The organism is Flavobacterium soli DSM 19725 (assembly GCF_000422705.1).
In the GTDB taxonomy this organism is placed as follows: Bacteria; Bacteroidota; Bacteroidia; order Flavobacteriales; family Flavobacteriaceae; genus Flavobacterium; species Flavobacterium soli.
The window spans coordinates 104084-128833 of record NZ_KE383907.1; the positions used below are offsets into that span (position 1 = coordinate 104084).

Annotated in this window: 23 protein-coding genes; 20 read left to right on the forward strand and 3 right to left on the reverse strand. The window is 36.1% G+C overall.

Annotated elements, in window-relative coordinates; all coding sequences use genetic code 11:
- From rpsE to carA, 12 genes are all read left to right on the forward strand, one after another.
- Positions 1 to 525 (forward strand): 30S ribosomal protein S5, encoded by a 525-nt coding sequence (rpsE, locus tag G508_RS0116020; RefSeq protein WP_157486071.1) that lies wholly within the window; start codon positions 1 to 3, stop codon positions 523 to 525.
- Between the two features lie 12 nt (positions 526 to 537).
- Complete coding sequence (gene rpmD / locus G508_RS0116025; RefSeq protein WP_026706255.1) at positions 538 to 720, forward strand: 50S ribosomal protein L30; 183 nt, start codon at positions 538 to 540, stop codon at positions 718 to 720.
- 12 nt (positions 721 to 732) lie between these two features.
- A complete protein-coding gene (gene rplO / locus G508_RS0116030) occupies positions 733 to 1185 on the forward strand; it encodes a 50S ribosomal protein L15 (protein ID WP_026706256.1) in 453 nt (150 codons plus the stop codon).
- A 13-nt stretch (positions 1186 to 1198) separates the two neighbouring features.
- Complete coding sequence (gene secY / locus G508_RS0116035) at positions 1199 to 2548, forward strand: preprotein translocase subunit SecY (RefSeq protein WP_026706257.1); 1350 nt, start codon at positions 1199 to 1201, stop codon at positions 2546 to 2548.
- A gap of 3 nt (positions 2549 to 2551) precedes the next feature.
- Positions 2552 to 2767 (forward strand): translation initiation factor IF-1, encoded by a 216-nt coding sequence (gene infA, locus G508_RS0116040; protein WP_007136545.1) that lies wholly within the window; start codon positions 2552 to 2554, stop codon positions 2765 to 2767.
- A 5-nt stretch (positions 2768 to 2772) separates the two neighbouring features.
- Positions 2773 to 2889: a type B 50S ribosomal protein L36 gene (gene ykgO / locus G508_RS19885; RefSeq protein ID WP_073370549.1), complete on the forward strand. Its 117-nt coding sequence runs from the start codon at positions 2773 to 2775 to the stop codon at positions 2887 to 2889.
- 2 nt (positions 2890 to 2891) lie between these two features.
- Positions 2892 to 3266, forward strand: coding sequence for a 30S ribosomal protein S13 (rpsM, locus tag G508_RS0116045; RefSeq protein ID WP_026706258.1), 375 nt, complete (start codon positions 2892 to 2894; stop codon positions 3264 to 3266).
- Positions 3267 to 3274: 8 nt separating this feature from the next.
- On the forward strand, positions 3275 to 3658 hold the full coding sequence (rpsK, locus tag G508_RS0116050; protein WP_026706259.1) for a 30S ribosomal protein S11: 384 nt from the start codon (positions 3275 to 3277) through the stop codon (positions 3656 to 3658).
- A 125-nt stretch (positions 3659 to 3783) separates the two neighbouring features.
- Entirely contained in the window at positions 3784 to 4389 is a 606-nt protein-coding gene (gene rpsD, locus G508_RS0116055) for a 30S ribosomal protein S4 (protein ID WP_026706260.1), read from the forward strand.
- Positions 4390 to 4409: 20 nt separating this feature from the next.
- Positions 4410 to 5402 carry a DNA-directed RNA polymerase subunit alpha gene (locus tag G508_RS0116060; RefSeq protein WP_026706261.1) on the forward strand — a complete coding sequence of 331 codons (993 nt, stop codon included), beginning with the start codon at positions 4410 to 4412 and terminating at the stop codon, positions 5400 to 5402.
- A gap of 62 nt (positions 5403 to 5464) precedes the next feature.
- On the forward strand, positions 5465 to 5971 hold the full coding sequence (gene rplQ / locus G508_RS0116065) for a 50S ribosomal protein L17 (RefSeq protein WP_026706262.1): 507 nt from the start codon (positions 5465 to 5467) through the stop codon (positions 5969 to 5971).
- 388 nt (positions 5972 to 6359) lie between these two features.
- Positions 6360 to 7460: a glutamine-hydrolyzing carbamoyl-phosphate synthase small subunit gene (gene carA / locus G508_RS0116075; RefSeq protein WP_026706264.1), complete on the forward strand. Its 1101-nt coding sequence runs from the start codon at positions 6360 to 6362 to the stop codon at positions 7458 to 7460.
- A gap of 225 nt (positions 7461 to 7685) precedes the next feature.
- Here the strand turns inward: carA and G508_RS0116080 are convergent, their stop codons facing one another.
- Positions 7686 to 9041: a M28 family metallopeptidase gene (locus G508_RS0116080; protein WP_026706265.1), complete on the reverse strand. Its 1356-nt coding sequence runs from the start codon at positions 9039 to 9041 to the stop codon at positions 7686 to 7688.
- A gap of 413 nt (positions 9042 to 9454) precedes the next feature.
- Between G508_RS0116080 and eno the strand changes: the two genes are divergently transcribed.
- On the forward strand, positions 9455 to 10750 hold the full coding sequence (gene eno, locus G508_RS0116085) for a phosphopyruvate hydratase (protein WP_026706266.1): 1296 nt from the start codon (positions 9455 to 9457) through the stop codon (positions 10748 to 10750).
- A 52-nt stretch (positions 10751 to 10802) separates the two neighbouring features.
- On the opposite strand, the gene G508_RS0116090 is transcribed toward eno, so the two are convergent.
- Together G508_RS0116090 and G508_RS20325 are read right to left on the reverse strand one after the other, a co-directional pair.
- A complete protein-coding gene (locus G508_RS0116090; RefSeq protein WP_026706267.1) occupies positions 10803 to 11294 on the reverse strand; it encodes a GNAT family N-acetyltransferase in 492 nt (163 codons plus the stop codon).
- 98 nt (positions 11295 to 11392) lie between these two features.
- Positions 11393 to 12997 (reverse strand): peptide-N-glycosidase F-related protein, encoded by a 1605-nt coding sequence (locus G508_RS20325; RefSeq protein ID WP_211223397.1) that lies wholly within the window; start codon positions 12995 to 12997, stop codon positions 11393 to 11395.
- 219 nt (positions 12998 to 13216) lie between these two features.
- On the opposite strand from G508_RS20325, the gene G508_RS0116100 reads away from it, so the two are divergent.
- The 7 genes from G508_RS0116100 (at position 13217) to ctlX (ending at position 24718) form a co-directional block, all read left to right on the forward strand.
- On the forward strand, positions 13217 to 15190 hold the full coding sequence (locus G508_RS0116100; protein WP_026706268.1) for a tetratricopeptide repeat-containing sensor histidine kinase: 1974 nt from the start codon (positions 13217 to 13219) through the stop codon (positions 15188 to 15190).
- A gap of 54 nt (positions 15191 to 15244) precedes the next feature.
- Positions 15245 to 16006 (forward strand): LytR/AlgR family response regulator transcription factor, encoded by a 762-nt coding sequence (locus G508_RS0116105; protein WP_026706269.1) that lies wholly within the window; start codon positions 15245 to 15247, stop codon positions 16004 to 16006.
- A gap of 108 nt (positions 16007 to 16114) precedes the next feature.
- Complete coding sequence (locus G508_RS19205; RefSeq protein WP_051197711.1) at positions 16115 to 18799, forward strand: T9SS type A sorting domain-containing protein; 2685 nt, start codon at positions 16115 to 16117, stop codon at positions 18797 to 18799.
- Between the two features lie 199 nt (positions 18800 to 18998).
- The gene (locus tag G508_RS0116115; RefSeq protein ID WP_026706270.1) at positions 18999 to 20282 is read left to right on the forward strand and encodes a citrate synthase; all 1284 of its coding nucleotides are present in this window, start codon (positions 18999 to 19001) and stop codon (positions 20280 to 20282) included.
- Positions 20283 to 20408: 126 nt separating this feature from the next.
- Positions 20409 to 22637, forward strand: a complete 2229-nt coding sequence (locus G508_RS0116120) for a C25 family cysteine peptidase (RefSeq protein ID WP_084626009.1) — start codon at positions 20409 to 20411, stop codon at positions 22635 to 22637.
- 162 nt (positions 22638 to 22799) lie between these two features.
- Positions 22800 to 23714: a dimethylarginine dimethylaminohydrolase family protein gene (locus tag G508_RS0116125; RefSeq protein ID WP_026706272.1), complete on the forward strand. Its 915-nt coding sequence runs from the start codon at positions 22800 to 22802 to the stop codon at positions 23712 to 23714.
- Positions 23715 to 23782: 68 nt separating this feature from the next.
- Positions 23783 to 24718 (forward strand): citrulline utilization hydrolase CtlX, encoded by a 936-nt coding sequence (gene ctlX, locus G508_RS0116130; protein ID WP_026706273.1) that lies wholly within the window; start codon positions 23783 to 23785, stop codon positions 24716 to 24718.
- Positions 24719 to 24750: the final 32 nt, after the last annotated feature.

The window sequence follows — 24750 nt, forward strand, 5'->3', positions numbered from 1 at the left end:
ATTATGTCTAAATACAAAAATGTAGAATTAGTGAAACCAAGTGGTCTTGAATTGAAAGATCGTCTGGTAAGTGTGAATCGTGTTACTAAAGTTACAAAGGGTGGTAGAGCTTTCGGTTTTTCTGCTATTGTAGTGGTTGGAGACGAGAACGGTGTTGTAGGACATGGTTTAGGGAAATCTAAAGACGTTTCTGAAGCAATTGCGAAAGCAGTAGAAGATGCTAAGAAAAATCTAGTAAAGATTCCTTTGAATGGACAATCAGTTCCTCACGAACAAAAAGGTAAATTTGGTGGTGCACGTGTATTCTTAATCCCTGCATCTCATGGTACAGGAGTTATTGCTGGTGGAGCTGTTCGTTCGGTTCTTGAATCAGTGGGTATTCACGATGTATTATCAAAATCTCAAGGATCATCAAATCCTCACAACGTAGTTAAAGCAACTTTTGATGCTTTGCTTCAAATGAGAAGCGCTCATACTGTTGCAAGACAAAGAGGAGTTTCTTTAGAAAAAGTTTTTAAAGGTTAATTCAAGGAAATTATGGCTAAGTTATTAGTAAAACAAGTTAGAAGTAAAATCAACTGTCCTCTTACACAAAAGAGAGGTTTGGAAGCTTTAGGACTTCGTAAAATGGGCCAAGTTGTAGAGCATGATTCAAATCCTGCAATCCTTGGAATGATAAACAAAGTTAAACACTTAGTTTCTGTTGAAGAAGCTAAATAACAAATTATAGTTATGAATTTAAGTAACTTACAACCTGCTGAAGGTTCTACACACAATCAAAATAAAAGATTAGGTAGAGGAGAAGGTTCTGGTAAAGGTGGTACTTCTGCAAGAGGTCACAAAGGAGCAAAATCTCGTTCTGGTTATTCTAAAAAGATTGGTTTTGAGGGTGGACAAATGCCGCTTCAAAGACGTGTGCCTAAGTTTGGTTTCACGAACATCAATCGTAAAAACTACGAAGGTGTTAATCTTGATACGCTTCAATTACTTGTTGATAACGGAGTAATTACAGATACTGTAGATATGTCAGTTTTTGTAACTAACCGTTTGGCTACCAAAAATGAAATCGTTAAGATTTTAGGTAGAGGTGAATTGAAAGCAAAATTAAAGGTAACTGCTCACAAATTTACTGCTACTGCAAAAGCTGCTATCGAAGCTGCTGGAGGAGAAGCTGTAACATTATAATTTTTCTAGTAAGATGAAGAAATTTATTGAATCATTTATTAATGTTTGGAAAATTGAAGAACTGAAAAACAGAATCCTAATTACTTTAGGTTTGTTATTAGTTTATCGTTTTGGAGCTCAAGTAACTCTTCCAGGTATTGATGCGACACAATTAGCAAATTTGGCTGGGCAAACAGAAAACGGAATTGGTTCAATTCTAGACATGTTTACTGGTGGTGCTTTTTCTCAGGCATCAGTTTTTGCCTTGGGAATTATGCCTTATATTTCTGCATCTATTGTTGTTCAGCTTATGGGAATTGCGGTTCCTTATCTGCAAAAACTTCAAAAAGACGGAGAAAGTGGTAGAAAAAAAATCAATCAGATTACACGTTGGTTAACAATTGGTATTACTTTAGTTCAAGCTCCAGGTTACATTTATAACCTTTACAGAACTATTCCAAATGCTATCATTGCTTCAACAAACCCTGAATTGATTTCTCAATTTTCATTCTTATTTTCTTCTGTTACGATATTAGTTACAGGAACAATCTTTGCAATGTGGTTGGGTGAAAAAATTACTGATAAAGGTATCGGAAATGGTATTTCATTATTGATCATGGTTGGTATCTTGGCAAGACTTCCTCAAGCGTTTATACAAGAATTTACTTCTACAATTACCAATAATGGTGGTGGACCGATGTTGCTTGTTCTTGAGATAATCATTTGGTTACTTGTTATTATAGCCTGTATCTTATTGGTTATGGCAGTAAGAAGAATTCCAGTTCAATATGCAAGAAGAACAGTTTCTGGTGAGTTTGAACAAGACGGTAACAGACAGTGGATTCCATTAAAGCTTAATGCATCGGGTGTAATGCCAATCATTTTTGCACAAGCGATTATGTTTATCCCGGCTGCTGTTGCAGGATTGTCAGATTCAGAAACTTCTCAATCTGTGGCAGGAGCTTTCAGTAATATGTTCGGATTTTGGTATAACTTAGTGTTTGCAACTTTAATTATAGTCTTTACTTATTTTTATACAGCAATCACAGTTCCTACCAATAAAATGGCAGACGACTTGAAAAGAAGCGGTGGATTTATTCCAGGTATCAGACCAGGAGTAGAAACATCTGACTTTTTAGACAAAGTGATGTCTTTAATTACTTTCCCAGGATCTTTATTCCTTGCTTTAATCGCTGTGTTCCCAGCAATTCTTGTAAGTGTTATGAATGTTCAGCAGTCTTGGGCAATGTTTTTTGGTGGTACATCATTGATTATTATGGTTGGAGTTGCTATAGATACAATACAGCAAATCAATTCGTACTTGTTGAACAAACACTATGACGGATTGATGAAAAGTGGTAAAAACAGAAAAGCAGTAGCTTAATTTATGGCTAAACAATCAGCAATAGAACAAGACGGATCAATCATTGAAGCATTGTCAAATGCAATGTTCCGTGTAGAATTAGAGAATGGACATATTGTAATCGCACACATTTCTGGAAAGATGCGTATGCACTACATCAAGTTATTACCAGGTGATAAAGTCAAACTGGAAATGAGCCCTTATGATTTGTCAAAAGCAAGAATTACTTATAGATATTAAAGGATATGAAAGTTAGAGCTTCAGTAAAAAAGAGAAGTGCCGAGTGCAAGATTGTACGTAGAAAAGGCAGATTATATGTGATCAACAAAAAGAATCCTAGATTTAAACAAAGACAAGGATAATTATGGCAAGAATAGCAGGGGTAGACATCCCGAAAAACAAAAGAGGAGTTATCGCTTTAACTTATATCTTCGGAATAGGAAGAAGTAGAGCTATTGAGATTTTAGAAAAAGCTCAGGTAAGCCAAGATAAAAAAGTTCAAGATTGGAATGACGACGAAATCGGAGGAATTCGTGAAGCCGTATCATTCTTTAAAATTGAAGGTGAACTACGTTCAGAAGTTTCATTGAACATCAAACGTTTAATGGATATAGGATGTTATAGAGGAATCCGTCACAGATCTGGTCTTCCATTGAGAGGACAAAGAACTAAGAACAACTCTAGAACTAGAAAAGGTAAAAGAAAAACTGTTGCTAACAAGAAAAAAGCAACTAAATAATAAGTAGTATGGCTAAAGCAAGTGTAAAAAAGCGTAAAGTTATCGTTGAATCAACAGGTGAAGCTCATATTAGTGCTACTTTTAACAACATCATCATTTCTTTGACAAACAAAAAAGGTGAAGTTATTTCTTGGTCTTCTGCAGGTAAAATGGGTTTCAGAGGTTCTAAAAAGAACACTCCGTATGCAGCTCAAATGGCAGCCGAAGATTGTAGTAAAGTGGCTTTAGAGGCTGGATTGAAAAAAGTGAAAGTGTATGTAAAAGGACCAGGAAACGGACGTGAGTCTGCAATTCGTTCTCTACATAACGGTGGAATCGAAGTTACAGAAATCATTGACGTAACTCCAATGCCTCACAATGGATGTCGTCCTCCTAAAAGACGTAGAGTTTAATTTTTGTTTGTTCACCAAACATCAATAAACATAAATAAGTAAATAGTATAATCAAAAGGTAGAACTAAGATTATCGGAGGATATGACCTGAATTCATAATCTCTACCTTAATTTAATTTTAAGAAATGGCAAGATATACTGGTCCTAGTACAAGAATCGCTCGTAAATTCGGTGAAGCGATCTTCGGAGATGATAAATCTTTCGAAAGAAGAAACTACCCTCCTGGACAACACGGGATGGCAAAAAAAAGAGGTAAAAAATCTGAATATGCTGTCCAGTTGATGGAAAAGCAAAAAGCTAAATATTCTTACGGAATTTTAGAAAAACAATTCAGAAACCTTTTTGAAAAAGCATCTGCTTCAAAAGGAGTTACAGGTGAAATCTTATTACAATTATGTGAAGCAAGACTTGACAACGTAGTATTCAGAATGGGAATTGCTCCATCTAGAAGAGGTGCTCGTCAAATCGTATCTCACAGACACGTTACCGTTAATGGAGAAATCGTAAACATTCCTTCATACCACCTAAAACCAGGTGACGTTGTTGCTGTTCGTGAAAAATCTAAATCTTTAGAAGCTATCGAACGTTCTTTATCAAATTCTAGTCATGTTTACGAGTGGATTACTTGGAATAACGATACCAAACAAGGTACTTTTGTTTCTGTTCCTGCAAGATTGCAAATTCCAGAAAACATTAAAGAACAATTAATCGTCGAATTGTACAACAAATAATAATTGACTTAGTCGAAATTATGGCAATATTTAATTTTCAGAAGCCCGATAAAGTTATCATGATCGATTCAACCGATTTTGAAGGTAAATTTGAATTTAGACCTTTAGAACCTGGTTACGGATTGACCGTTGGTAATGCACTTAGAAGAGTTTTGCTATCTGCTTTAGAAGGATATGCAATAACATCTGTTAGAATTGAAGGTGTAGACCACGAATTTTCTACTATCTCAGGAGTTGTTGAAGACGTTACAGAAATTATTCTTAATCTTAAGCAAGTACGTTTCAAACGTCAGATTGAAGATATAGATAATGAATCAGTTACAATATCTGTATCTGGTAAAGACCAACTTACTGCTGGAGATTTTCAAAAGTTTATATCAGGTTTCCAAGTACTAAATCCAGAACTAGTTATCTGTAATTTAGACAGCAAAGTAAACCTTAATATAGAACTTACTATCGAAAAAGGTAGAGGTTACGTTCCTGCAGAGGAAAACAAAAAACAAAATGCAGCGATAGGAACAATTTTTACTGACTCAATCTTTACTCCGGTAAAGAATGTGAAGTATGCAATTGAAAACTTCCGTGTAGAGCAAAAAACAGATTACGAAAAATTAGTTTTTGAAATCAAAACGGATGGTTCAATCAATCCAAAAGATGCACTTACTGAAGCAGCAAAAGTTCTAATCCACCATTTCATGTTGTTTTCTGACGAGAGAATTACACTTGAGGCTGACGAAATCGCACAAACTGAATCATACGATGAGGAATCATTGCACATGAGACAATTGCTTAAAACTAAGCTTGTTGACATGGATCTTTCAGTTAGAGCATTAAACTGCTTGAAAGCGGCTGAAGTTGATACACTTGGAGATCTAGTATCTTTCAATAAAAATGACCTGATGAAATTCCGTAATTTCGGTAAAAAATCTTTAACTGAACTTGATGAACTTGTTGCAGTGAAGAATCTAACCTTCGGAATGGATTTGGCAAAATACAAATTAGATAAAGAATAAAGCACTTCATATTTTGCTCTCCAAAGCGGATTGAAGCAAGATGAAGTCAAAAAACAAACGTCATGAGACACGGAAAAAAATTCAATCACTTAAGCAGACAGAAAGGGCATAGAGCCGCAATGTTGTCTAATATGGCTTGTTCTCTAATCGAGCACAAACGTATCAACACTACTGTTGCTAAAGCAAAAGCACTTAAACAATTTGTTGAGCCGCTTATAACAAAATCAAAAGAAGATACAACTCACAACCGTCGTATCGTTTTCTCTTACCTACGTAGCAAATATGCCGTAACTGACTTGTTCAGAGATGTAGCAGCAAAAGTGGGAGATCGTCCAGGTGGTTATACACGTATCATCAAAGTTGGAAATCGTTTGGGAGATAATGCTGATATGGCAATGATCGAACTAGTAGATTTCAACGAACTATACAACGGTGGTAAAAAAGAAGTTAAGAAAGCAAAAAGCCGTCGTGGTGGTAAAGCAAAGAAAGATGCTGTTGAAGCAACTCCTGAAGCTAAAGCACCAGAAGCTCCAGCTACTGAAACTGAAAACACTGAGTCAGCTGAATAATGAAATTCACTATTCAATAAAAATCAAGGATAAACTTTTAGTAGTTTGTCCTTTTTTTTTGTTCAGAAGCGAAACGTTTGGGCATTTTTGGACCCCATGTTCCTGCTGGAGCCACTCGCTTTAAAACTGTTGGTCACAGTTTTAAGAGCTCAAACAATGGCACCATCAGGGCTAAGTGAAAATCTTTCCGCATTTTGGAAACTTTCGGGACAATCTTTGGCGACAAAAAGGATTTGTAAATTAAAGAGAAAAAGAAATTTTCAAATGCCCAGAAATTGAGTTAAATTTGCACACCGTAACTGCAACTACACAAACAACAACTATTATTTAACATGAAACGACGCATAGCGGAGTTCCATGAGACTTATAAAAACAATAACTACGACGAATGAAATATACAACACGACAAAAGGCCATTCTTTTACTAAGTGACGGAACCATCTTTCATGGAAAATCAATCGGAATCAGCGGCACAACCTTTGGTGAAGTTTGCTTTAATACGGGAATGACAGGTTATCAGGAAATCTTTACCGATCCCTCTTATTTCGGTCAGATTATGGTTGCTACAAATCCACACATTGGAAACTATGGTGTGAATGAAAAGGAAGTTGAATCAGATTCGATCAAGATTTCAGGATTGGTTTGCAAGAACTTCAGCTTCAACTATTCGAGACCAGATGCTTCTGAAAGCTTGGAAGACTATTTCAAGAAGCAAAATCTTATTTGTATCTCAGATGTCGACACAAGAGCTTTGGTGAGCTACATCCGTGACAACGGAGCCATGAATGCCGTAATCTCTACTGATGGAAAATCCATAGAAGAATTAAAAGCTTTGTTGGCAGATGTTCCAGATATGAAAGGTCTTGAATTGGCTTCAAAAGTTTCCACAAAAGCACCTTATTTCTACGGAGATGAAAATGCAAAATATAAAATATCAGCACTCGATTTAGGCATCAAGGAAAATATCCTTCGCAACTTCGCCAAGAGAGATTGCTACATCAAGGTTTTTCCTTTTGATTCAACTTATAGCGATTTGGCAGAATTCAATCCGGACGGATTTTTCCTTTCCAACGGTCCTGGTGATCCAGAACCATTAGAGGGAGCCATCCAAGTGGCAAAAGAAATATTGGCCAACGAAAAACCTTTATTCGGGATTTGTTTAGGACACCAAGTAATTGGATTAGCAAATGGAATTTCGACTTTCAAGATGTTCAACGGTCATAGAGGGATCAACCATCCAGTTATGAATACTATTTCTGGAAAAGGAGAGATCACTTCTCAAAACCACGGTTTTGCTGTAAACAGAGAAGAATTGGAAAAACATCCAGATTTCGAAATCACACACCTTCACATCAACGACGGTACGGTTGCCGGGATGCGAATGAAAAACAAGAATTGTTTTTCGGTACAATACCATCCAGAAGCAAGTCCTGGGCCACACGATTCAAGCTATTTGTTTGATGAGTTTATCGAAAGAATACAACGCTAAAAAAATAGTGAAACCTGCAAGTCGATGATTTGCAGGTTTTTTTATTTAAAAATTATAATTTTTGATTTCTTTATTTAGACCTGTAAGTCATAAATAACTGATGATTGATTGTTTTGTCAAGACGAAATCATTTAGCTGTAATTGTTGCAAGAAAAACGGATACGAACATTTTATTAGGTAAGTGAACCAAGGATTGATAGTGTTCATCCTAAAAATGGGGCCAGATTATTTTCTCCTAAAAGTAGTCCTAATGATGTCGTTAGGAAAAACCACCACGCTTTCATGGCCTGATTTGGAAACAGAGGCTACACCAAAATAATAATTGTCAATTACAATACCTTTTAATTCAAAATTATCCACATCTCCAACAAAACGGCTGAACTCCCATTGTGGAGAAGTAGTAAGCCGCCAATAGATCTTATATCCGCTGATTGCTGTGTCCTCAGATTTGTCCCATCTCAGCTTTGTGTTAGGCTCTACAATTCCTCCTATTTTTACGTTTTTAGGTTCGGGTGGTGCCCAAGCCAGAGAAGCTAAACTAATTGCATTTACAGCAGTTAACTTATTTGCGTAATCAAAATTAACACCTTCGATTACATCACCATATTTAATTCCATTTTCAGTTCTCAAATCTTGGTGTTGGCGGTTGTAATTTTCATGAGCTTCCATGATTCTAACTCCTGCAAAACCGAGGTCATTAAAGGGACGATGGTGGCCACCTCTACCAAAACGGTCGAGTCGATACACCATCATAGGATTCATTTCTGGCATATAGGTTAGGGTTGTTTTATGGATATAGCGAGCGAGTTGTCTGGAAATTCCATCTACTTCTCCTCCATAAAAACGCCTATTCGATTTTTCTTTTTCGGTTTCTGTAATTGGAGTGGGTTCCGAGAAAATGCGAAAGGTTCGGTTGTCGATGACGCCATCGACACCTTCAATATTTCCGATCATGTCGTTGTTGAGGACTCCAATAATGTCCCAATTATTTTTTTTGGCAAACTCCGCAAAGCCTTTTCCTCCAAACAAACCTTGTTCTTCGCCTGACAAACCCAGATAGACAATGTTGTAGTCAAATTTATATTTTGATAACACTCGGGCGGCTTCAATTGTTCCTGCCATTCCCGAGGCATTGTCGTTAGCTCCGGGAGCATCTTTCTGGAAATCGATCGGGTCTGAATTTCGGGAATCGATATCCCCTGTCATAATCACATAACGGTTGGAGTTTTTTGTGCCTTTTTGTAGGGCAACAACATTTACAATCCAAGTGTCTTTTGGAACACGTTCGCCATCGTTGGTGGTTACAAAATCTTTTTGATAAAAAACATCCAGGCAGGAATTGCAATCTTTTGAAATTTTTTCAAACTCGGTTTTAATCCAGCGTCTTGCGGCACCAATTCCTCTTTTTGTTGAAACGGTATCGCTGAATGTATTCCTTGTGCCAAAGTTGGCCAAGGTTTTAATATCGTTTTCGATTCTTTGTGTTGAAATGTCTTCTATAATAGCGTAAATCCGTTCGTCGGTTTGAGAAAATAGGAGGGTAGTTGAAAGTAATAGGAAAAGTATAAGAGTGGCTCTCATGTTTTTATTTCAAATTTAATGAAAATCAGGTGGTTTTTTGGTTTTTTTGAGTTTGATTTTGTAAAACAATACCTAACAGGTTTTGTCCCGAAGCTTCGGGACTGTTAGGATATGACGAAAGATTGGGACAAGCGATTCCAGAACTCAATTCATTTTCCCTCTAACCCCGATGCTGGAATTGTTTGAGCTCTTAAAACTGTGACCAACAGTTTTAAAGCTCCCGAAGCCTCGGGACTACAGCGGGAATATGGTTTGCCAAAAAGCCCAAGCGATTCGTTTCTAACTATTTTGCTGATAAACAATCTACTAAATCGTTTGAGTTGATAAGATTCATAATTTTAGGTAAATGATTTCTAAACTTATAATATATTTGTAGATATAAATGTGTAATTCATAATTTAAAATACGAAAAAATGAGCATCATTATTAAAATTCACGCTAGACAAATTTTTGATTCAAGAGGAAATCCTACGATTGAAGTAGACGTTATTACTGAAAATGGTGTGCTTGGAAGAGCGGCTGTTCCTTCTGGAGCTTCTACTGGAGAGCATGAGGCAGTAGAGTTACGTGACGGTGGAAAGGCCTACCTTGGAAAAGGGGTTTTGAAAGCGGTTGAAAACGTTAACTTGAGAATTGCCGAGGAATTGGTTGGGACTTCTGTGTTTGAGCAAAACCTGATTGATCAGACGATGATTGAATTAGACGGAACTCACAACAAATCAAATCTTGGAGCTAACGCGATTTTAGGGGTTTCGCTTGCGGTTGCAAAAGCGGCAGCGGCTGAACTTGGTTTGCCATTATACAGATACGTAGGTGGAGTTTCGGGCAACACATTGCCGGTTCCTATGATGAACATCATCAATGGTGGTTCGCACTCGGATGCTCCAATTGCTTTCCAAGAGTTTATGATTATGCCGGTTAAGGCGAAATCATTCTCACACGCGATGCAAATGGGTACTGAGATTTTTCACAGTTTGAAGAAAGAATTGCATGACAGAAATTTGAGTACGGCTGTTGGAGACGAAGGTGGTTTTGCACCAAACTTGGCTGGTGGAACTGAGGATGCTTTGGATTCTATCAAAAAGGCAGTTGAAAAGGCTGGTTATAAATTTGGCGATGAAGTGATGATCGCTCTTGACTGTGCTGCTTCGGAATTTTATGTAAACGGTAACTACGATTACAAGAAATTTGAAGGAGATGGTGGAAAAATCAGAAGTTCGAAAGAGCAAGCTGAGTATTTGGCTGAATTGACTCAGAAATACCCAATAATCTCGATTGAAGACGGTATGTATGAGGACGATTGGGACGGATGGAAATACCTTACGACTTTAATTGGTGATAAAGTACAATTGGTTGGTGATGATTTATTCGTGACGAATGTAGAGCGTTTGAAAACTGGAATCGACAAAGGAATTGCAAATTCTATCTTGGTGAAAGTAAACCAGATTGGTACTTTGACTGAAACGATTGCAGCGGTAAATATGGCTCACAATGCTGGATATACTTCTGTAATGTCGCACCGTTCTGGAGAAACTGAAGATAACACGATTGCTGATTTGGCTGTAGCGTTAAACTGTGGTCAAATCAAAACTGGTTCGGCTTCACGTTCAGATCGTATGGCAAAATACAACCAGTTGTTGCGTATTGAAGAGGAATTGGGAAGCACGGCTTACTTTCCTGGACAAAATGCTTTTAAGATTAAGAAATAATACCTTTGAGGTTTAGATAGAAACGCCTGGATGAAAGTCTAGGCGTTTTGTTTTATAGGATATTTTTCTGAAAGGCATCCCTAGGAGTTCCATCGCTTACATAGATAATCCCACAATATTCAAAACCTATTTTCTTTAAAAAGTTTTGCATCGGTAAATTCTCATGATGGGTATCTACTCGAATATTATTTATTTTTTCAAAAGCAAATTCAAATGCTTTTTGGGCAATTCCTCTTACTTTCCGGCCCGAAGCCAATCGGTGGATTACGCCATAAGGTTTATCATTGAGCCAATTTCCTTCGATTTTACTATAATTTGGATCGGGATTATCGCCAATCATGAGGCAAAAGTAGCCTACTATTTCTTGTTCATTTACGCAAATATAGCCATGACCGTTGTGAATGTCTTCAAGAATTATTTCGCTTGACGGATAACCGTTGCTCCATTGTGTTAGGTTTCCGTTTTCACGCATGATGGTTCTTGCCTGGTCAATTATGTTCAAAATTTGATCGACATCTTTTGGTGTAGCTAATTGTATTTGCATTAGTATCATTTTAGAATTCAAAAATAATAGTTTTCAAATAAAAAAACCGCCTCAAATTATGATATTGAGACGGTTTTCCTTTTTTATAATTTACTAAATTAAAGATCTCCTTGAATATAAACTGAAACCGGAATATAACCCTGATCGTCTACAAACTCAGCATCTGGAACTTCAATCTTGAAGGTATGACTTCCTTGATTGACATTGTCTAGTTCATAAACTCTAATCGGAATAATGTCTCCAGGACACCAATTGCTAAAAGATTGCCATTGTGCAAGTGATCTCGGATTAGGACCATAAATTCCGTTTGGTTGTGTGTTATACATCCTGAAAGGCTCACACGATTTTCCTCCTGGAACATACATGTCGGTCAAGCTTCCGTCGAAGTAAATGAAATGTTCTCTTCTATTGTATTCTTCACCACCAGCATTTGCTCCATGATTTGAAGTGATTACATACAGCTTGGCATTTGTGATACTTGATGGTACATTGAAGGTATAAGTTCTAACAGTTTCTCCTAAAATATCGGTTCCTGAAGTGTCATAATTTTTCAACTCTTTGTAGGTTACAATCGGAACCACAAGTTGGTTGGTATGTTCATAGGTTTCATCGGTAGAAATAAATTTTAAAGTTCCTTCAAAAACATCATTTCTTCCTGAACATCCGGCAACTTGCTCGTTTGCAGCATAAGGAACACCGAAAACATTTAATTCAATCCAAAAATCATACATATCATTTATAGCTGGATCATTAAATAACAAGGCTAAATTATCGGTTTCAAAAAGATAATCTACTTGTGTTGGAGAAATGTTTTTGTTCATAAAAGGGGTTATGAATCGGCCTACTTCTAGACGTTTGGCAACATTATCTTCTGAGAAAGCCTCTCCTTTATTGACCATGTTTACAAAAACACCACCAATCCTGTCGTAGTTGTCGCATAAAGCTCCAATCGTAACTTGCAGTTTCAACTTGTTGCTCAAAGAAGCGATATGTGTTGGTGTTAGTTTGGTTACATACGAAGCATTGCTTTTACGGATCATTCCAGGTTGAACTGGTTCGTTTACGGTTGCTGCATACCCGTCATAAAATACAACCTCGTTAAAAATGGTAACTTCGGTCATAACTGCGGTAACTGTTAATGTTACTTCTGGTGAAGTCAAGAGCTGACCGTCATTGTCAAAAGTTGCTTTTGCAGTATAAGTTCCAGTAGCGGTTGGTGTAAAAACATTTGAATCGAGTGGAGTATCGTTCACGAAATAAGTCACTCCTGTAGTCAATTGTGCTTGGTTACTCGCTACAACACTCAAGGTGAATGATTCTCCAATTTCAATAATCTCTGGAGTTGCATTCAAGGTGATTCCAGTAATTGGAATAGCAGTGGCGGTAATAATTAGTGTGTTACTAACGATTGTTTCATCGCCAGAAAGGTATTTGGCAACAACCGTGTATTCACCAGCTTCGGTTGGCGAAAAAGTATTCGAAGGAATTTCGACATCATCAACGAAAAAAGTTGCCGTTGAAGTTACATCCTCATTTGTGTTTGCTAAAAGCGTGAAAGTAGTCATGTCGCCAACCTGAACAGTAGTTGCTGTAGCAGATAATACAACTGAGCTAATTCCAGCTTCGTCTTCGTCCTTACTGCAGGAAAGCAGGACCATGAATGCGGCAATAAAAGTAAAAAATCGTGTAGAAGTTATCTTCATAGTTTATAAGTAATTAGTTAAAGGTTTGACAAATCTATATAAAAATTATGGCCTAGGCAAAATATTCTAACGCTTTGAAGTTGAATAACACAAATCATTTAATTTGGGTTTTTAAATTTAAAATCAAATTCTCGTTGAAAACCATCAAATTCTAAATGACTAATTCTTTATGGAAAGTAAATGCTATTTTTGTTTGGCAATCTGCAGTTATTTTTCATTATGAGAAAAAGTACCCTTGTTTTTTTATTCCTTTTCGGATTTTTATCAGTTGTGGGTCAAGCCCAAAAGACAACTGTCGATAGTTTGAAAGCCGTATTGTTATCTGCTAAAAATGATATCGATAGAGCTCAACTACTCAATGCTATAGCCGTTGAATATCAATCATCCGACCCAAAACTGGTTTTGGAATATGCCAATAAAGCCCTAGGATTATCCAAGAAGATTAAGTATAAACTTGCCGAAGGAACTTCTTACCTGAACATCGGTAACGGAAATATCATCCTAGGGAATTATCCCGAAGCAAACCGAAATTTCAGTAATGCCCAAGCTATTTTTGAAAAGGAACTCGAAAGCAATTCATCTGAAAACAAGGAAGAAATCAAGAATGGTTTGGCAAGGGCTTATGGAAGTATCGGCATTGTTTTTTCTGAACAAAGTAGTTATGCCAAGGCTTTGCAGTATCATTTGAAAGCGGTGAAAATTTATGAAGAAAGTAATAATTGGGCAAAATGTGCAAGAGTTTACAATAATATAGGTATTGTTTACAAAGCCCAAGGCGAAGATTTCAAGGCGTTGGATTATTACATCAAATGCTTGAAAATTCAGGAAAAAATCAAGGATGAAACAGTTGGTATCACGACAACCAATATTGGAAATATTTATTTAGAACAAAAAAATTACGCGAAAGCGATCGAATATTATACCAAGGCGAAATCACTTTTTGAAAAATACCCTAATGAAATAGGTATAGGAGAGTTGTATAATAATTTGGGGCTATACTACAAGCAAACTGGAAATCTAGACGAGGCTTTGGTAAATTACAACAAAGCCTTGACGATTTTTGATCGTGTCGGGAATAAATTTGGAGCATCAGATTCTTATTATTATCTGGGAGAAATTTTCGTTGAGCAGCAAAAGTTTGAACAAGCTTTGGTTGCCACAAATAGATCATTGGCTTTGGCAAAAGAGCTCAATGTGCTGGAACAAGTCAAGAATACTGAACAACGGCTAAGTGAAATTTATGAAAAACTCAATCGTCCAGCAGAAGCATTACTGCATTATAAATTATTTACTATTGCGAAAGATAGCGTCAGTAATAATGAAAGCATCAGAAATAGTGTTAAGGCCGAAATGAATTTTGAATTCGATAAAAAGGAAGCGCTTCAAAAAAAGGAACAGGAGAAACGGGAACTCATTTATAATGAGCAATCGAAACGTCATCAGCAACAAATTGGTTTTATTATCCTTTTTATACTTTTGGTTTTTGGGATTGTATTCTTGTTCTATAACCGTTTGCAATTAAAGAAGACACTGACCTTGCAGAAGGAATTAGCCGAGTATGAACAAAAAGCCTTGCATTTGCAGATGAATCCCCATTTTGTATTCAACTGTTTGGGATCAATTTCGAGTTTTATAGTACAAAACGGAACAGATTCAGCAATAAAATACCTTTCGAAGTTTTCTAAATTGATGCGATTGACGCTAGAATACTCAAAAGAATCCCTTATTCCCGTTGATAAGGAAATAGAAAGCCTTCAAAATTATCTTGAATTGGAACAACTTCGGTTCAATAAAAAATTTGAATTTAATATTACAAAAAGCAGCGAACTCGAAGACGATATGGCTTTGCCTCCATTGTTATTGCAGCCTTTTGTTGAAAACGCGATCATTCATGGTTTGATCCCGAAAACTGGAAAAGGCTATATTGATATTGATTTTTCTATCGAAGAACAAAGCTTGGTATGTAAAATTATTGACAACGGAATTGGGTTTAATAAATCGAAAGAGCTGAAGGAAAATTTGGTTTCGGTTCACAAGTCGATGGCATTGGATATTACGCGAAAGCGATTGGAAATGATGGAAGCCATTACAACAAAAACTTCTCATGTAGAAATTGAAGAACGAGTGGCTCCAAATGGGGAAATCATGGGAACGATTGTGGTGTTGAAATTGCCAATTCAGTATTTGAAGTGATTAAAAAAATTAAAAGGTTTAAGGATTAAAAGATCTCCAACAGATAAATATAATATGATTACAGCTTTATTAATAGACGACGACGAAAATTTACGCAATGGGATGAAAGGACTTCTGTCTCGTTATGCTCCAGAAATTCAAATTTTAGGTGAAGCCGATTCGGTAATGACGGGTGTGGAAGCCATTGATACATTAAAACCACAGGTTGTTTTTTTGGACATTCAACTAGGTGATGGAACTGGATTTGACATTTTAGAACAACTGGCATTGAAGAATGGAAAATCTACTTCGCATATTGTTTTTATTACGGCTCACGAACAGTATGCTATAAAAGCATTCCGATTTAGTGCTTTGGATTTTTTGCTAAAGCCTGTTGATCCGGAGGAATTACAAAAAGTGGTCGAAAAAATAAAGAATGTGCTGAAGCAAAATGATGGTTATGCACATATTGATTTGTTGCTGGAAAATATCCGAAAAAAAGTAGATAACTTTAAACGAATTGCTCTTTCAACATCTGATGGTATTCATCTTTTTGAAATTAGCGATATAATTCGATGTGAGAGTGAAGATAATTATACGAAGTTTTACATCAAGAACAGCAAGCCAATCATGATCTCAAAAACCTTAAAAGAATATGAAGAAATGCTAACCGAACATGGTTTTGAACGGATTCATCAATCGCATTTGATTAATCTTTCTTATCTAAAATCGTATATCAAGAAAGATGGCGGTTATGTCGTGATGGCCGATAATTCAAACCTCCCGATTTCGCAGCGAAAAAAGGAACGATTGCAGGAACTCTTGAAAACGATCTAATTAAATTCTAATTCAAAACCTGCTAATACTCATTGACAAAAGAATATTAGAAAAAGACAGATTACCTTTATAAAAACATTTTTTTAGCAATTATCAAATACCCTAAATATGAAAAAATTACTACTCTTAATGCTCTTGATTTCCAGTAGCATTTATGCCCAAATCGACATCAATCAGCCGAGTTTTTTGATTGCTTGTGATAGCGATAATAATGGTACAGAAACACTTGATTTAACTGTAAAGATTCCAGAAATTCTAGGAACTTTATCGGAAACAGAATATGCTGTTACTTTCTATTTAACACTGTCTGGAGCTGAACTTGATGATAACAGTGTCAAGATTAATAATCCAACAAGTTTCGAAAGAGCAGTAGGTTCTCAAACATTGTATGTTAGGGTAGAAGAAATAGCCGATCCAATTAATTTTGCAGTAACCGAGCTTGTTGTAGGTACGGGTTCTTTGCCAAACTTTAGCATTCAGGATGTTACTATATGTCAAGGGTTTAGTACAGTGTTGAATTCAGGTTTAGAAGATGATTTTTACACTTTTCAGTGGTTCTTGAATACTACTATCATTCCAGGTGCTACTGGAAATAGTTTGACTGCTTCACAAGCTGGAACTTACACATTAGTGGTAACTTTTTCTCAATCGGGATGTAGTTTTGAAGATAGTGCAGTGGTAACAGTCTTACCAATGCCAACTGCTGAGATTACGGGATATACTTTAGCAGATCAAACGGCAACTATTTCAGTTACAGGGACGCCTTCCGCTATTGTTTCCTATATCATCTATAGCGATTTGACACAAGGTACCTTTGTATTGGATAGTTCTGGAAATGCTACTATAACAATTTCAAATTATACACCAAGTTCACTTTTTTGGTTATTGAATATTACAACTGATCAATGTACAGCCTATTTGGATAATGCTGTTGCCTTAATAGAAAATCCATCAGGGATAGTGAATATTCCTGATGCCAATTTTAAAGCCGAATTAATAGACTCAGGAGTTGATAATAATAATGACGGTGAAATTCAATATGCTGAAGCAGCTTTGGAATATGAAATGTTGCAACTGCAATCTTCCAATATCGTTAATTTAACAGGTCTAGAAGCCTTTGTAAACATCGGAGGTTTAGACTGTTCTGATAATCAAATTGCAACTGTTAGTTTTGATGGGTTACTGAACTTAGGAATCATTTATGCAAGTAACAATTTATTTACCACCATTGATTTGAGCGGAAATCCAAATATTTGTCTTGTAGATTTTAGCAATAATCCGCAATTGTTTGCTGTTTATATGAAAAATGGTATGGAAGTTTGTAGCGAAACGCATGTATTTAACAATAATCCCAATTTAGAATTTTTCTGTACGGACGAAGCAGAAATAGCTTCGATGGTAGCTTATTTTGAACAAAATGAAATGGACGTCGTGGTAACATCGTATTGCGATTTTACACCAGGTGGAATTTACAACACCATCACAGGTTCAATTCTTTATGATTTTGATAATAATGGCTGTGATGATAATGATGCTCAGCCTTTTATTAAAATGAACATCACCGACGGAACAGAACAAGGTGCTAGTTTTGCAGATTCCGAAGGAAACTACAACTTTTATACCCAAGAAGGAAATTTCACAGTAACTCCACAACTCGAAAATCCGTCACTTTTTACAGTTTCTCCAGCAAATGCAATCGTGAATTTTCCAATCAGTGATAATTCGGTTTCCACCAATAATTTTTGTATCACAGCAAATGGTGTTGTCGAAAATGCCGAAATTGTTATTGCACCAGTAACTCCAGCTCGACCAGGTTTTGATGCTGAGTACGTTATTGTCTATAAAAACACAGGTAATCAAATGCTTTCAGGTCAAGTGTATTTTTATTATGAAGATACTGTTTTGGATTTGGTTAGTACAAGCGTGCCAACGGCTGCTGAGGCTACAGGGTTTTTGACATGGAATTATACCGATTTGCAGCCCTTTGAATCCAGAAGCATTTATGTGACTCTGAATGTTAATGGTCCGATGGAAACTCCAGCAGTAAATATTGGAGACGAATTGATTTTTAATGTCGGAACAAATCCAATCAATTTAAATGAGATTATATTTTCTTATTTCCAAACTGTTGTAGGTTCTTTTGATCCAAACGATATCATTTGCCTTCAAGGCGATAATGCTGCACCATCCGAAATTGGAAATTACCTTCACTACATCGTAAATTTTGAAAACACAGGAACCGCACCAGCCGAAAATGTAGTAGTAAAAATTGATATTGATGCAACTAAATATGATGTTTCGAGTATGCAAATTTTAGACGGTTCACATCCGCTTGAAGCAAAAGTAAGTACAGATAATATCGCTGAATTTATTTTTAAGGGAATTAATTTAGATACAAACGGACACGGAAATATTTTGCTAAAAATGAAAACTAAATCAACACTAGATGTTGGCGATACAGTTACCAAAAAAGCCAATATTTATTTTGATTATAATTTTCCAATCCTAACCAATGATGCCAACACTACTTTCCAAGATCTTTCGGTTGGAGATTATTTAAAAGATGAATCGATAAGAATATATCCAAATCCGGCTCAAAACCTAGTAAACATTGAAGCCGATTCAACCCTCCATTCGGTTGAAGTATATGATGTTCAAGGTAGATTGTTGATGACACATTTGTCCAGCGAAATCAAGACAATGCTTGATATCTCTGACAAAGCAAATGGTGTCTATTTCTTCAAAATAAAATCAGAAAAAGGAATTAAAGTTGAGAAAATAATCAAAAAGTAAGTTTTAGTTAATCAATGTTTTTGTTTGGATAACCCACGGAGCCATAACCGTGGGTTTTTTAATTTTTTGTGGTGTATATCAAATTTGCATTATTTATAGAATAATTAACGATATCATTGCACTATTCATTTTTTAATTCAATTGCAATTCCTTAAGTTTGTTAAATTATTATTTCAAAGATAAATTATACCAAACAATTATGTCAAAAACAGCAATATTAGAAATTGATGGCAAAAAATACGAGTTTCCTGTTATCGAAGGAAGCGAAGGAGAAGTTGCTATCGATATTAACAAACTACGTGATTTAACAGGGATTATTACAATGGATCCAGGATATAAAAATTCAGGATCTTGTAAAAGTGACATCACATTTTTGGATGGAGAAGAAGGAATCTTGCGTTATAGAGGTTATTCTATCGAGGATTTAGCGGATAAAGCTGATTTTCTTGAGGTTTCCTATTTAGTGATTTTTGGAGAATTGCCAACCAAAAAGCAATTGGAGCAATTTGAAAATGATATCAGAAAATATACTTTGGTAAACGAAGAAATGAAAAACATCATTGATGGTTTTCCTAAAACAGCTCACCCAATGGGCGTTTTATCTTCCCTGACAAGTGCCTTGACAGCTTTCAACCCAAAGGTGGTGAATGTTGATAATGAAAAAGAAATGTATGAGGCAGTTTGCAAAACCATGGGTAAATTCCTAGTTTTAGCAACTTGGACGTTTAGAAAAAGCTCTGGTTATCCTTTGAATTATTATGATAATACAAAAGGATATGTAGAAAATTTCATGCGTTTGATGTTCGAATTGCCAACAGGACCTTATACCATCAATCCAGTTGTAGTTTCTGCTTTAGATAAATTGTTTATCCTTCATGCAGATCACGAGCAAAACTGTTCTACCTCAACTGTAAGAATGGTTGGTTCATCTCAATCAGGTTTATTTGCTTCTATTTCTGCTGGAGTTTCTGCACTTTGGGGACCACTTCACGGAGGTGCTAATCAAGCTGTTTTGGAAATGCTTGAAGCGATCCAGAAAGACGGTGGAGATGCTGATAAATATATGGCGAAAGCTAAAGATAAAGACGATCCTTTCCGTTTGATGGGCTTCGGACATAGAGTTTACAAGAACTTTGATCCAAGAGCAAGAATCATCAAAAAGGCTGCTGATGAGGTTCTAGCAACTTTAGGCGTGAATGATCCAGTTTTGGCTATCGCTAAAAAATTAGAAGAATCTGCCTTGAATGATGAATATTTCAAATCAAGAAATCTATATCCAAACGTGGATTTCTATTCAGGAATCATTTACCGTGCATTAGGAATTCCAACCGATATGTTTACTGTAATGTTTGCCATCGGACGTTTGCCAGGATGGATTGCACAATGGAAAGAAATGCGTGTGAATAAAGAACCAATTGGAAGACCAAGACAAATTTATACAGGTCACGCTTTGAGAGAATTTAAAACAATGGATCAACGATAATTTTTAAATTTTATAGATGAAAGCTCCACTGAAAAGTGGAGCTTTTTTTGTTTTATACTTTTTTTAGCGCTTTGTCGAAGTATTGATTTTTTTAGTACATTCGTATAAAATAAAATCAGTAACCCTATGAAGATAAATTACTTATCGTTTTTATTGTTAATAGTGAGTTGGAACAGTTTTTCTCAAGATTTGAGAATGTTGTCATCTCATCCAGAAAAGTTGATAATCCAAAATTCAACACCTCAATATACCTCTGTAAAGAAGTCCTACAATGGCATTCCATATGAAAATTTTAGTGCTGTGGCAAAAGCCAAAATGATGCAAACAACAGCGCCAGAATTACCCGTTTTTTCTGAATCGCTGATTGTTCCAAATACAGGAGATGTTTCAATTGAAGTTACATTTGATGGATTTCAGGATTTTCAAGACATCAATATTTTGCCTTCAAAAGGAAGTTTGAAACGAAATGTTAATCCAGAAGAGGTTCCTTATGTTTTTGGAGCTACTTATGAAGTGAATGATTTTTTTCCAAAAAAACTGGCAGATATTTCAGGTCCGTATATTTTTAGAGATGCAAGAGGTGTTACAGTAATTTTTTATCCTTATCAATACAATCCAGTTACAAAGGTTTTGCGAGTGTATCAAAACCTCAAAGTAACAGTTACAACTGATAAAACCAAAGCGGGTCACAACGAGAAACCTTCAAGAACAACAAGTAATAGCACTTTTCAATCGCTTTATACTTCGCATTTTCTAAACGCTGAAATATCTTCAAATTCAGTTACCGAGCCAGGAGAAATGCTGATTGTTTCAAAAAGTTCCTACAATACTTCAATTCAACCATTGGTTACTTGGAAAAATCAAAGTGGTATCAAAACTACTGTTCTAACGCTTGCAAATGGAGCTACGACAACTTCCATTAAAAATAGCATCAGTAGCTTTTATACGGATAATCCAAATTTGACGTATGTTTTGCTAGTTGGCGATCATCAAGATTTGCCTGCTTATAGCTACGGAATTACAGGTGCCGATGAGCAACTTTGGAGTGATTCCTACTATGGACAACTTGAAGGAGACGATTATTATCCAGAATTGATGATTGGAAGACTTTCTGGAAATACCACCGAAGTACAAAAAATCGTAACCAAGATTATGGGATATGAAAAAAATCCTTTGACTGGAGATTGGATGACAAAAGCTGGTGGAATTGGTTCAAATGAAGGATATGGTTATGGTGATGATGGGGAGGCCGATTGGCAACATCTGCGAAACATTGGAACACAATTAACAGGTTTTGGATATACCAATATCTACGAATTTTATGATGATTCTCAAGGTGGAAATGATGCCGAGTTTAGTCCAGATGCTACCATGATTTCAGCAGCTATAAATGATGGAATTGGCTTGCTAAACTATACAGGCCATGGTGCTTTGGATATTATGTCTACAGGATCTTACACCAATACGGATGTTAATAGTCTGACAAATGAGGGTAGTTTTCCTTTCGTAGTTTCGGTAGCTTGTAACAACGGAACTTTTGTGGGAGGAACTTCTTTATGCGAGGCATTTTTGAAGTCAAATCATAATTCAAATCCAACAGGAGCTATTGCAAGTTGTGGTTCTTCTATCTTAATGGCTTGGGCAGAACCAATGCAAACACAGGATCAAATGACTGAACTTATAATCGATAGCAATTCGGCTGGTGCAACTTCTCTGGGAGAATTGTTTTATGGAGGTCAAGTGAGTATGCTGGAAACTTATTCAAATAGCGGAACAGCTCAAGAAGTAATGCAAACATGGGTATTTTTTGGTGATCCATCAGTTACTTTTAGAAGTGCCGTTCCAACAGTAATTACCGCGACTCATCCAGCTCAAGTTTCAAATCAAGGTGTCGATCTAGTAATAAATTCTAATACTGATGGTGCAAAAATCACTGTTTCTCAAAACAATGAAATCTTGGCAACTGGAGTTATAACAGGTGGTACTGCAACGGTTCAAATTCCTGCCCTTGCATCAATGGATAATTTGATGGTAACCTTGACCAAAAAAGAAACGACGCCTTATCAAGGAATTGTCACGGTTTCAAGCGAATTATCAAATGAAGATTTTCAAAGTCAATTCTTGGTTTATCCAAATCCAGCTTCAAATTATGTAACAATTAGCAACAAAGGAAATAACTTTACTACAGCTTCAATAAGTATTATTGATATAAATGGTCGAGTTTTATCTACGGAAAGCAATGTAAATTTGAGTGGTTCTCATCAAGTTTCATTCCATTCATTGGCTGCGGGAGTTTACTTTTTGTCGATAAAAGATGGAAATCATAACAATATTCAAAAAATTGTGGTGCAATAGTTTTGCAATATTTCAAAACAAAGGCTTTACCGTTTGGTAAAGCTTTTTTTATTTAATCGATAATTTTATTACTATTCAGGTAAGAAAACTTCAATAATCAAGTCCCTTTTTTTATATTTGTCCCCAATACGTCAGCAAAATGACGTCGAAAAGCCAAAAGCTATGTTACACTTAAATGTAAAAAACGAAACCTCAAGATTAAGAGCCGTTGTTCTCGGTTCGGCAGTGAATAATGGACCAACTCCAACAGCGGACGAAGCGTATGATCCAAAATCTTTAGAACATATTTTAGCAGGGACTTATCCGGTTGAAAAAGATATGGTTGAAGAAATGGAAGCTTTCAATAAAGTGTTTGAAAAATATGAAGTAAAAGTTTTCCGTCCCGAAATGATTGAAAACTACAATCAGATTTTTTCTAGAGACATCGGATTTGTAATCGATGATATTTTTGTAAAAGCCAATATCCTTCCTGATCGCGAAAGGGAATTGGATGCCATCCAATATATTATCGATCAGATTGATCCTAAAAAAGTAGTTCGTCCCCCAGAAGAAGTGCATATTGAAGGTGGCGATGTGATGCTGTGGAACGATTATATTTTCATCGGAACCTATAAAGGAAGCGATTATAAAGATTATATCACAGCTCGAACCAACGGGCAAGGTGTGGAATACATTCGAAATTTATTTCCAAATAAAATTGTAAAGGAATTCGATTTGGTAAAATCAAAAATCGAAGCAAGAGATAATGCTTTGCACTTGGATTGTTGCTTTCAACCTGTCGGAACTGATAAAGGAATCATCTACAAAAGCGGTTTTCGTGAAGAGGCGGATTACATGTATTTGGTGAAACTCTTCGGAAAGGAAAATCTTTTTCACATCACACGCGACGAGATGTATCATATGAATTCCAATGTGTTTTCAATTGCTCCAGATGTAGTGGTTTCAGAAAAGAATTTTACAAGATTAAACAATTGGCTGAGAGAAAAAGGATTTACTGTTGAGGAAATCCCGTATGCCGAAATTTCAAAACAAGAAGGACTTTTGAGATGCTCGACGTTGCCTTTAATCAGGGATTAAATAATTGTTTAAAGTTTAAGGTTTCAAGTTGTAAAACCTTAAACTTTAAACTTTAAACAAAAAATAAAATGAAACAAACCACAAATTCAATATTGATGATTCGTCCTGTAGCTTTCAGGATGAACGAGCAAACAGCTGTAAATAATTATTATCAAAAAGTGCTTGACGGACTTTTACCAGCGACTGTAAATGCAAAAGCACAACAAGAATTTGATACTTTCGTAGAAAAGCTACGCAATGTTGGCGTTGATGTAACAGTTGTTGATGATACTCTGGATCCTGACACACCAGATTCTATTTTTCCGAACAATTGGATTTCATTTCACGAAAATGCAGATGTGGCTTTATATCCGATGTTCGCTGAAAACCGGAGAAAAGAACGCCGTGAGGAAATCTTGGATTTACTTGAAGAAAAAGGATTCCAAATTGATAATATTGTAGATTATACCGAAGCAGAAACGGATGGTTTTTTCTTAGAAGGAACTGGAAGTTTGCTTTTGGATCGTGCCAATAAAAAAGCATATTGTGCTTTATCACCAAGAGCCGATGAAGAATTATTTATCGAGTTTTGTGAAGATTTCGATTTAGCTCCCGTAATTTTTGAAGCCTTTCAAACGGTTGGTGGTGAACGAAAACTCATTTATCATACCAATGTTATGATGTGTTTGGGCGAAACTTTTGCAGTTATTTGTGCAGATTGTATCGACGACAAGAAAGAAAGAAAAATGGTTCTGGATAATCTGAAAGAAGATGGAAAAGAAATCATCTTGATTACAGAAGACCAGGTGAATAATTTTGCAGGAAATATGCTTGAAGTTCGTGGTGCAAATGATAAACGCTATTTGGTCATGAGTGCTGCAGCTCATCAAAGCTTAACGCCAAAACAAATTGAGCAATTAGAAAAACATGCTGAAATTTTGAGCTCAAGCCTAGATACAATTGAAGCTTGTGGAGGTGGAAGTGCAAGATGCATGATGGCAGAAATTTTTCTTCCGAAAAATTAAATCCAAAATACTATAAATCAAAAAAATTAAAT

Excerpts from the sequence above, each read along its gene's own strand:
- rpmD (WP_026706255.1), top strand. The coding sequence starts at position 538 with ATGGCTAAGTTATTAGTAAAACAAGTTAGAAGTAAAATCAACTGTCCT.
- rplO (WP_026706256.1), top strand. The coding sequence starts at position 733 with ATGAATTTAAGTAACTTACAACCTGCTGAAGGTTCTACACACAATCAA.
- secY (WP_026706257.1), top strand. The coding sequence starts at position 1,199 with ATGAAGAAATTTATTGAATCATTTATTAATGTTTGGAAAATTGAAGAA.
- infA (WP_007136545.1), top strand. The coding sequence starts at position 2,552 with ATGGCTAAACAATCAGCAATAGAACAAGACGGATCAATCATTGAAGCA.
- ykgO (WP_073370549.1), top strand. The coding sequence starts at position 2,773 with ATGAAAGTTAGAGCTTCAGTAAAAAAGAGAAGTGCCGAGTGCAAGATT.
- rpsM (WP_026706258.1), top strand. The coding sequence starts at position 2,892 with ATGGCAAGAATAGCAGGGGTAGACATCCCGAAAAACAAAAGAGGAGTT.
- rpsK (WP_026706259.1), top strand. The coding sequence starts at position 3,275 with ATGGCTAAAGCAAGTGTAAAAAAGCGTAAAGTTATCGTTGAATCAACA.
- rpsD (WP_026706260.1), top strand. The coding sequence starts at position 3,784 with ATGGCAAGATATACTGGTCCTAGTACAAGAATCGCTCGTAAATTCGGT.
- G508_RS0116060 (WP_026706261.1), top strand. The coding sequence starts at position 4,410 with ATGGCAATATTTAATTTTCAGAAGCCCGATAAAGTTATCATGATCGAT.
- rplQ (WP_026706262.1), top strand. The coding sequence starts at position 5,465 with ATGAGACACGGAAAAAAATTCAATCACTTAAGCAGACAGAAAGGGCAT.
- carA (WP_026706264.1), top strand. The coding sequence starts at position 6,360 with ATGAAATATACAACACGACAAAAGGCCATTCTTTTACTAAGTGACGGA.
- G508_RS0116080 (WP_026706265.1), bottom strand. The coding sequence starts at position 9,041 with ATGAGAGCCACTCTTATACTTTTCCTATTACTTTCAACTACCCTCCTA.
- eno (WP_026706266.1), top strand. The coding sequence starts at position 9,455 with ATGAGCATCATTATTAAAATTCACGCTAGACAAATTTTTGATTCAAGA.
- G508_RS0116090 (WP_026706267.1), bottom strand. The coding sequence starts at position 11,294 with ATGCAAATACAATTAGCTACACCAAAAGATGTCGATCAAATTTTGAAC.
- G508_RS20325 (WP_211223397.1), bottom strand. The coding sequence starts at position 12,997 with ATGAAGATAACTTCTACACGATTTTTTACTTTTATTGCCGCATTCATG.
- G508_RS0116100 (WP_026706268.1), top strand. The coding sequence starts at position 13,217 with ATGAGAAAAAGTACCCTTGTTTTTTTATTCCTTTTCGGATTTTTATCA.
- G508_RS0116105 (WP_026706269.1), top strand. The coding sequence starts at position 15,245 with ATGATTACAGCTTTATTAATAGACGACGACGAAAATTTACGCAATGGG.
- G508_RS19205 (WP_051197711.1), top strand. The coding sequence starts at position 16,115 with ATGAAAAAATTACTACTCTTAATGCTCTTGATTTCCAGTAGCATTTAT.
- G508_RS0116115 (WP_026706270.1), top strand. The coding sequence starts at position 18,999 with ATGTCAAAAACAGCAATATTAGAAATTGATGGCAAAAAATACGAGTTT.
- G508_RS0116120 (WP_084626009.1), top strand. The coding sequence starts at position 20,409 with ATGAAGATAAATTACTTATCGTTTTTATTGTTAATAGTGAGTTGGAAC.
- G508_RS0116125 (WP_026706272.1), top strand. The coding sequence starts at position 22,800 with ATGTTACACTTAAATGTAAAAAACGAAACCTCAAGATTAAGAGCCGTT.
- ctlX (WP_026706273.1), top strand. The coding sequence starts at position 23,783 with ATGAAACAAACCACAAATTCAATATTGATGATTCGTCCTGTAGCTTTC.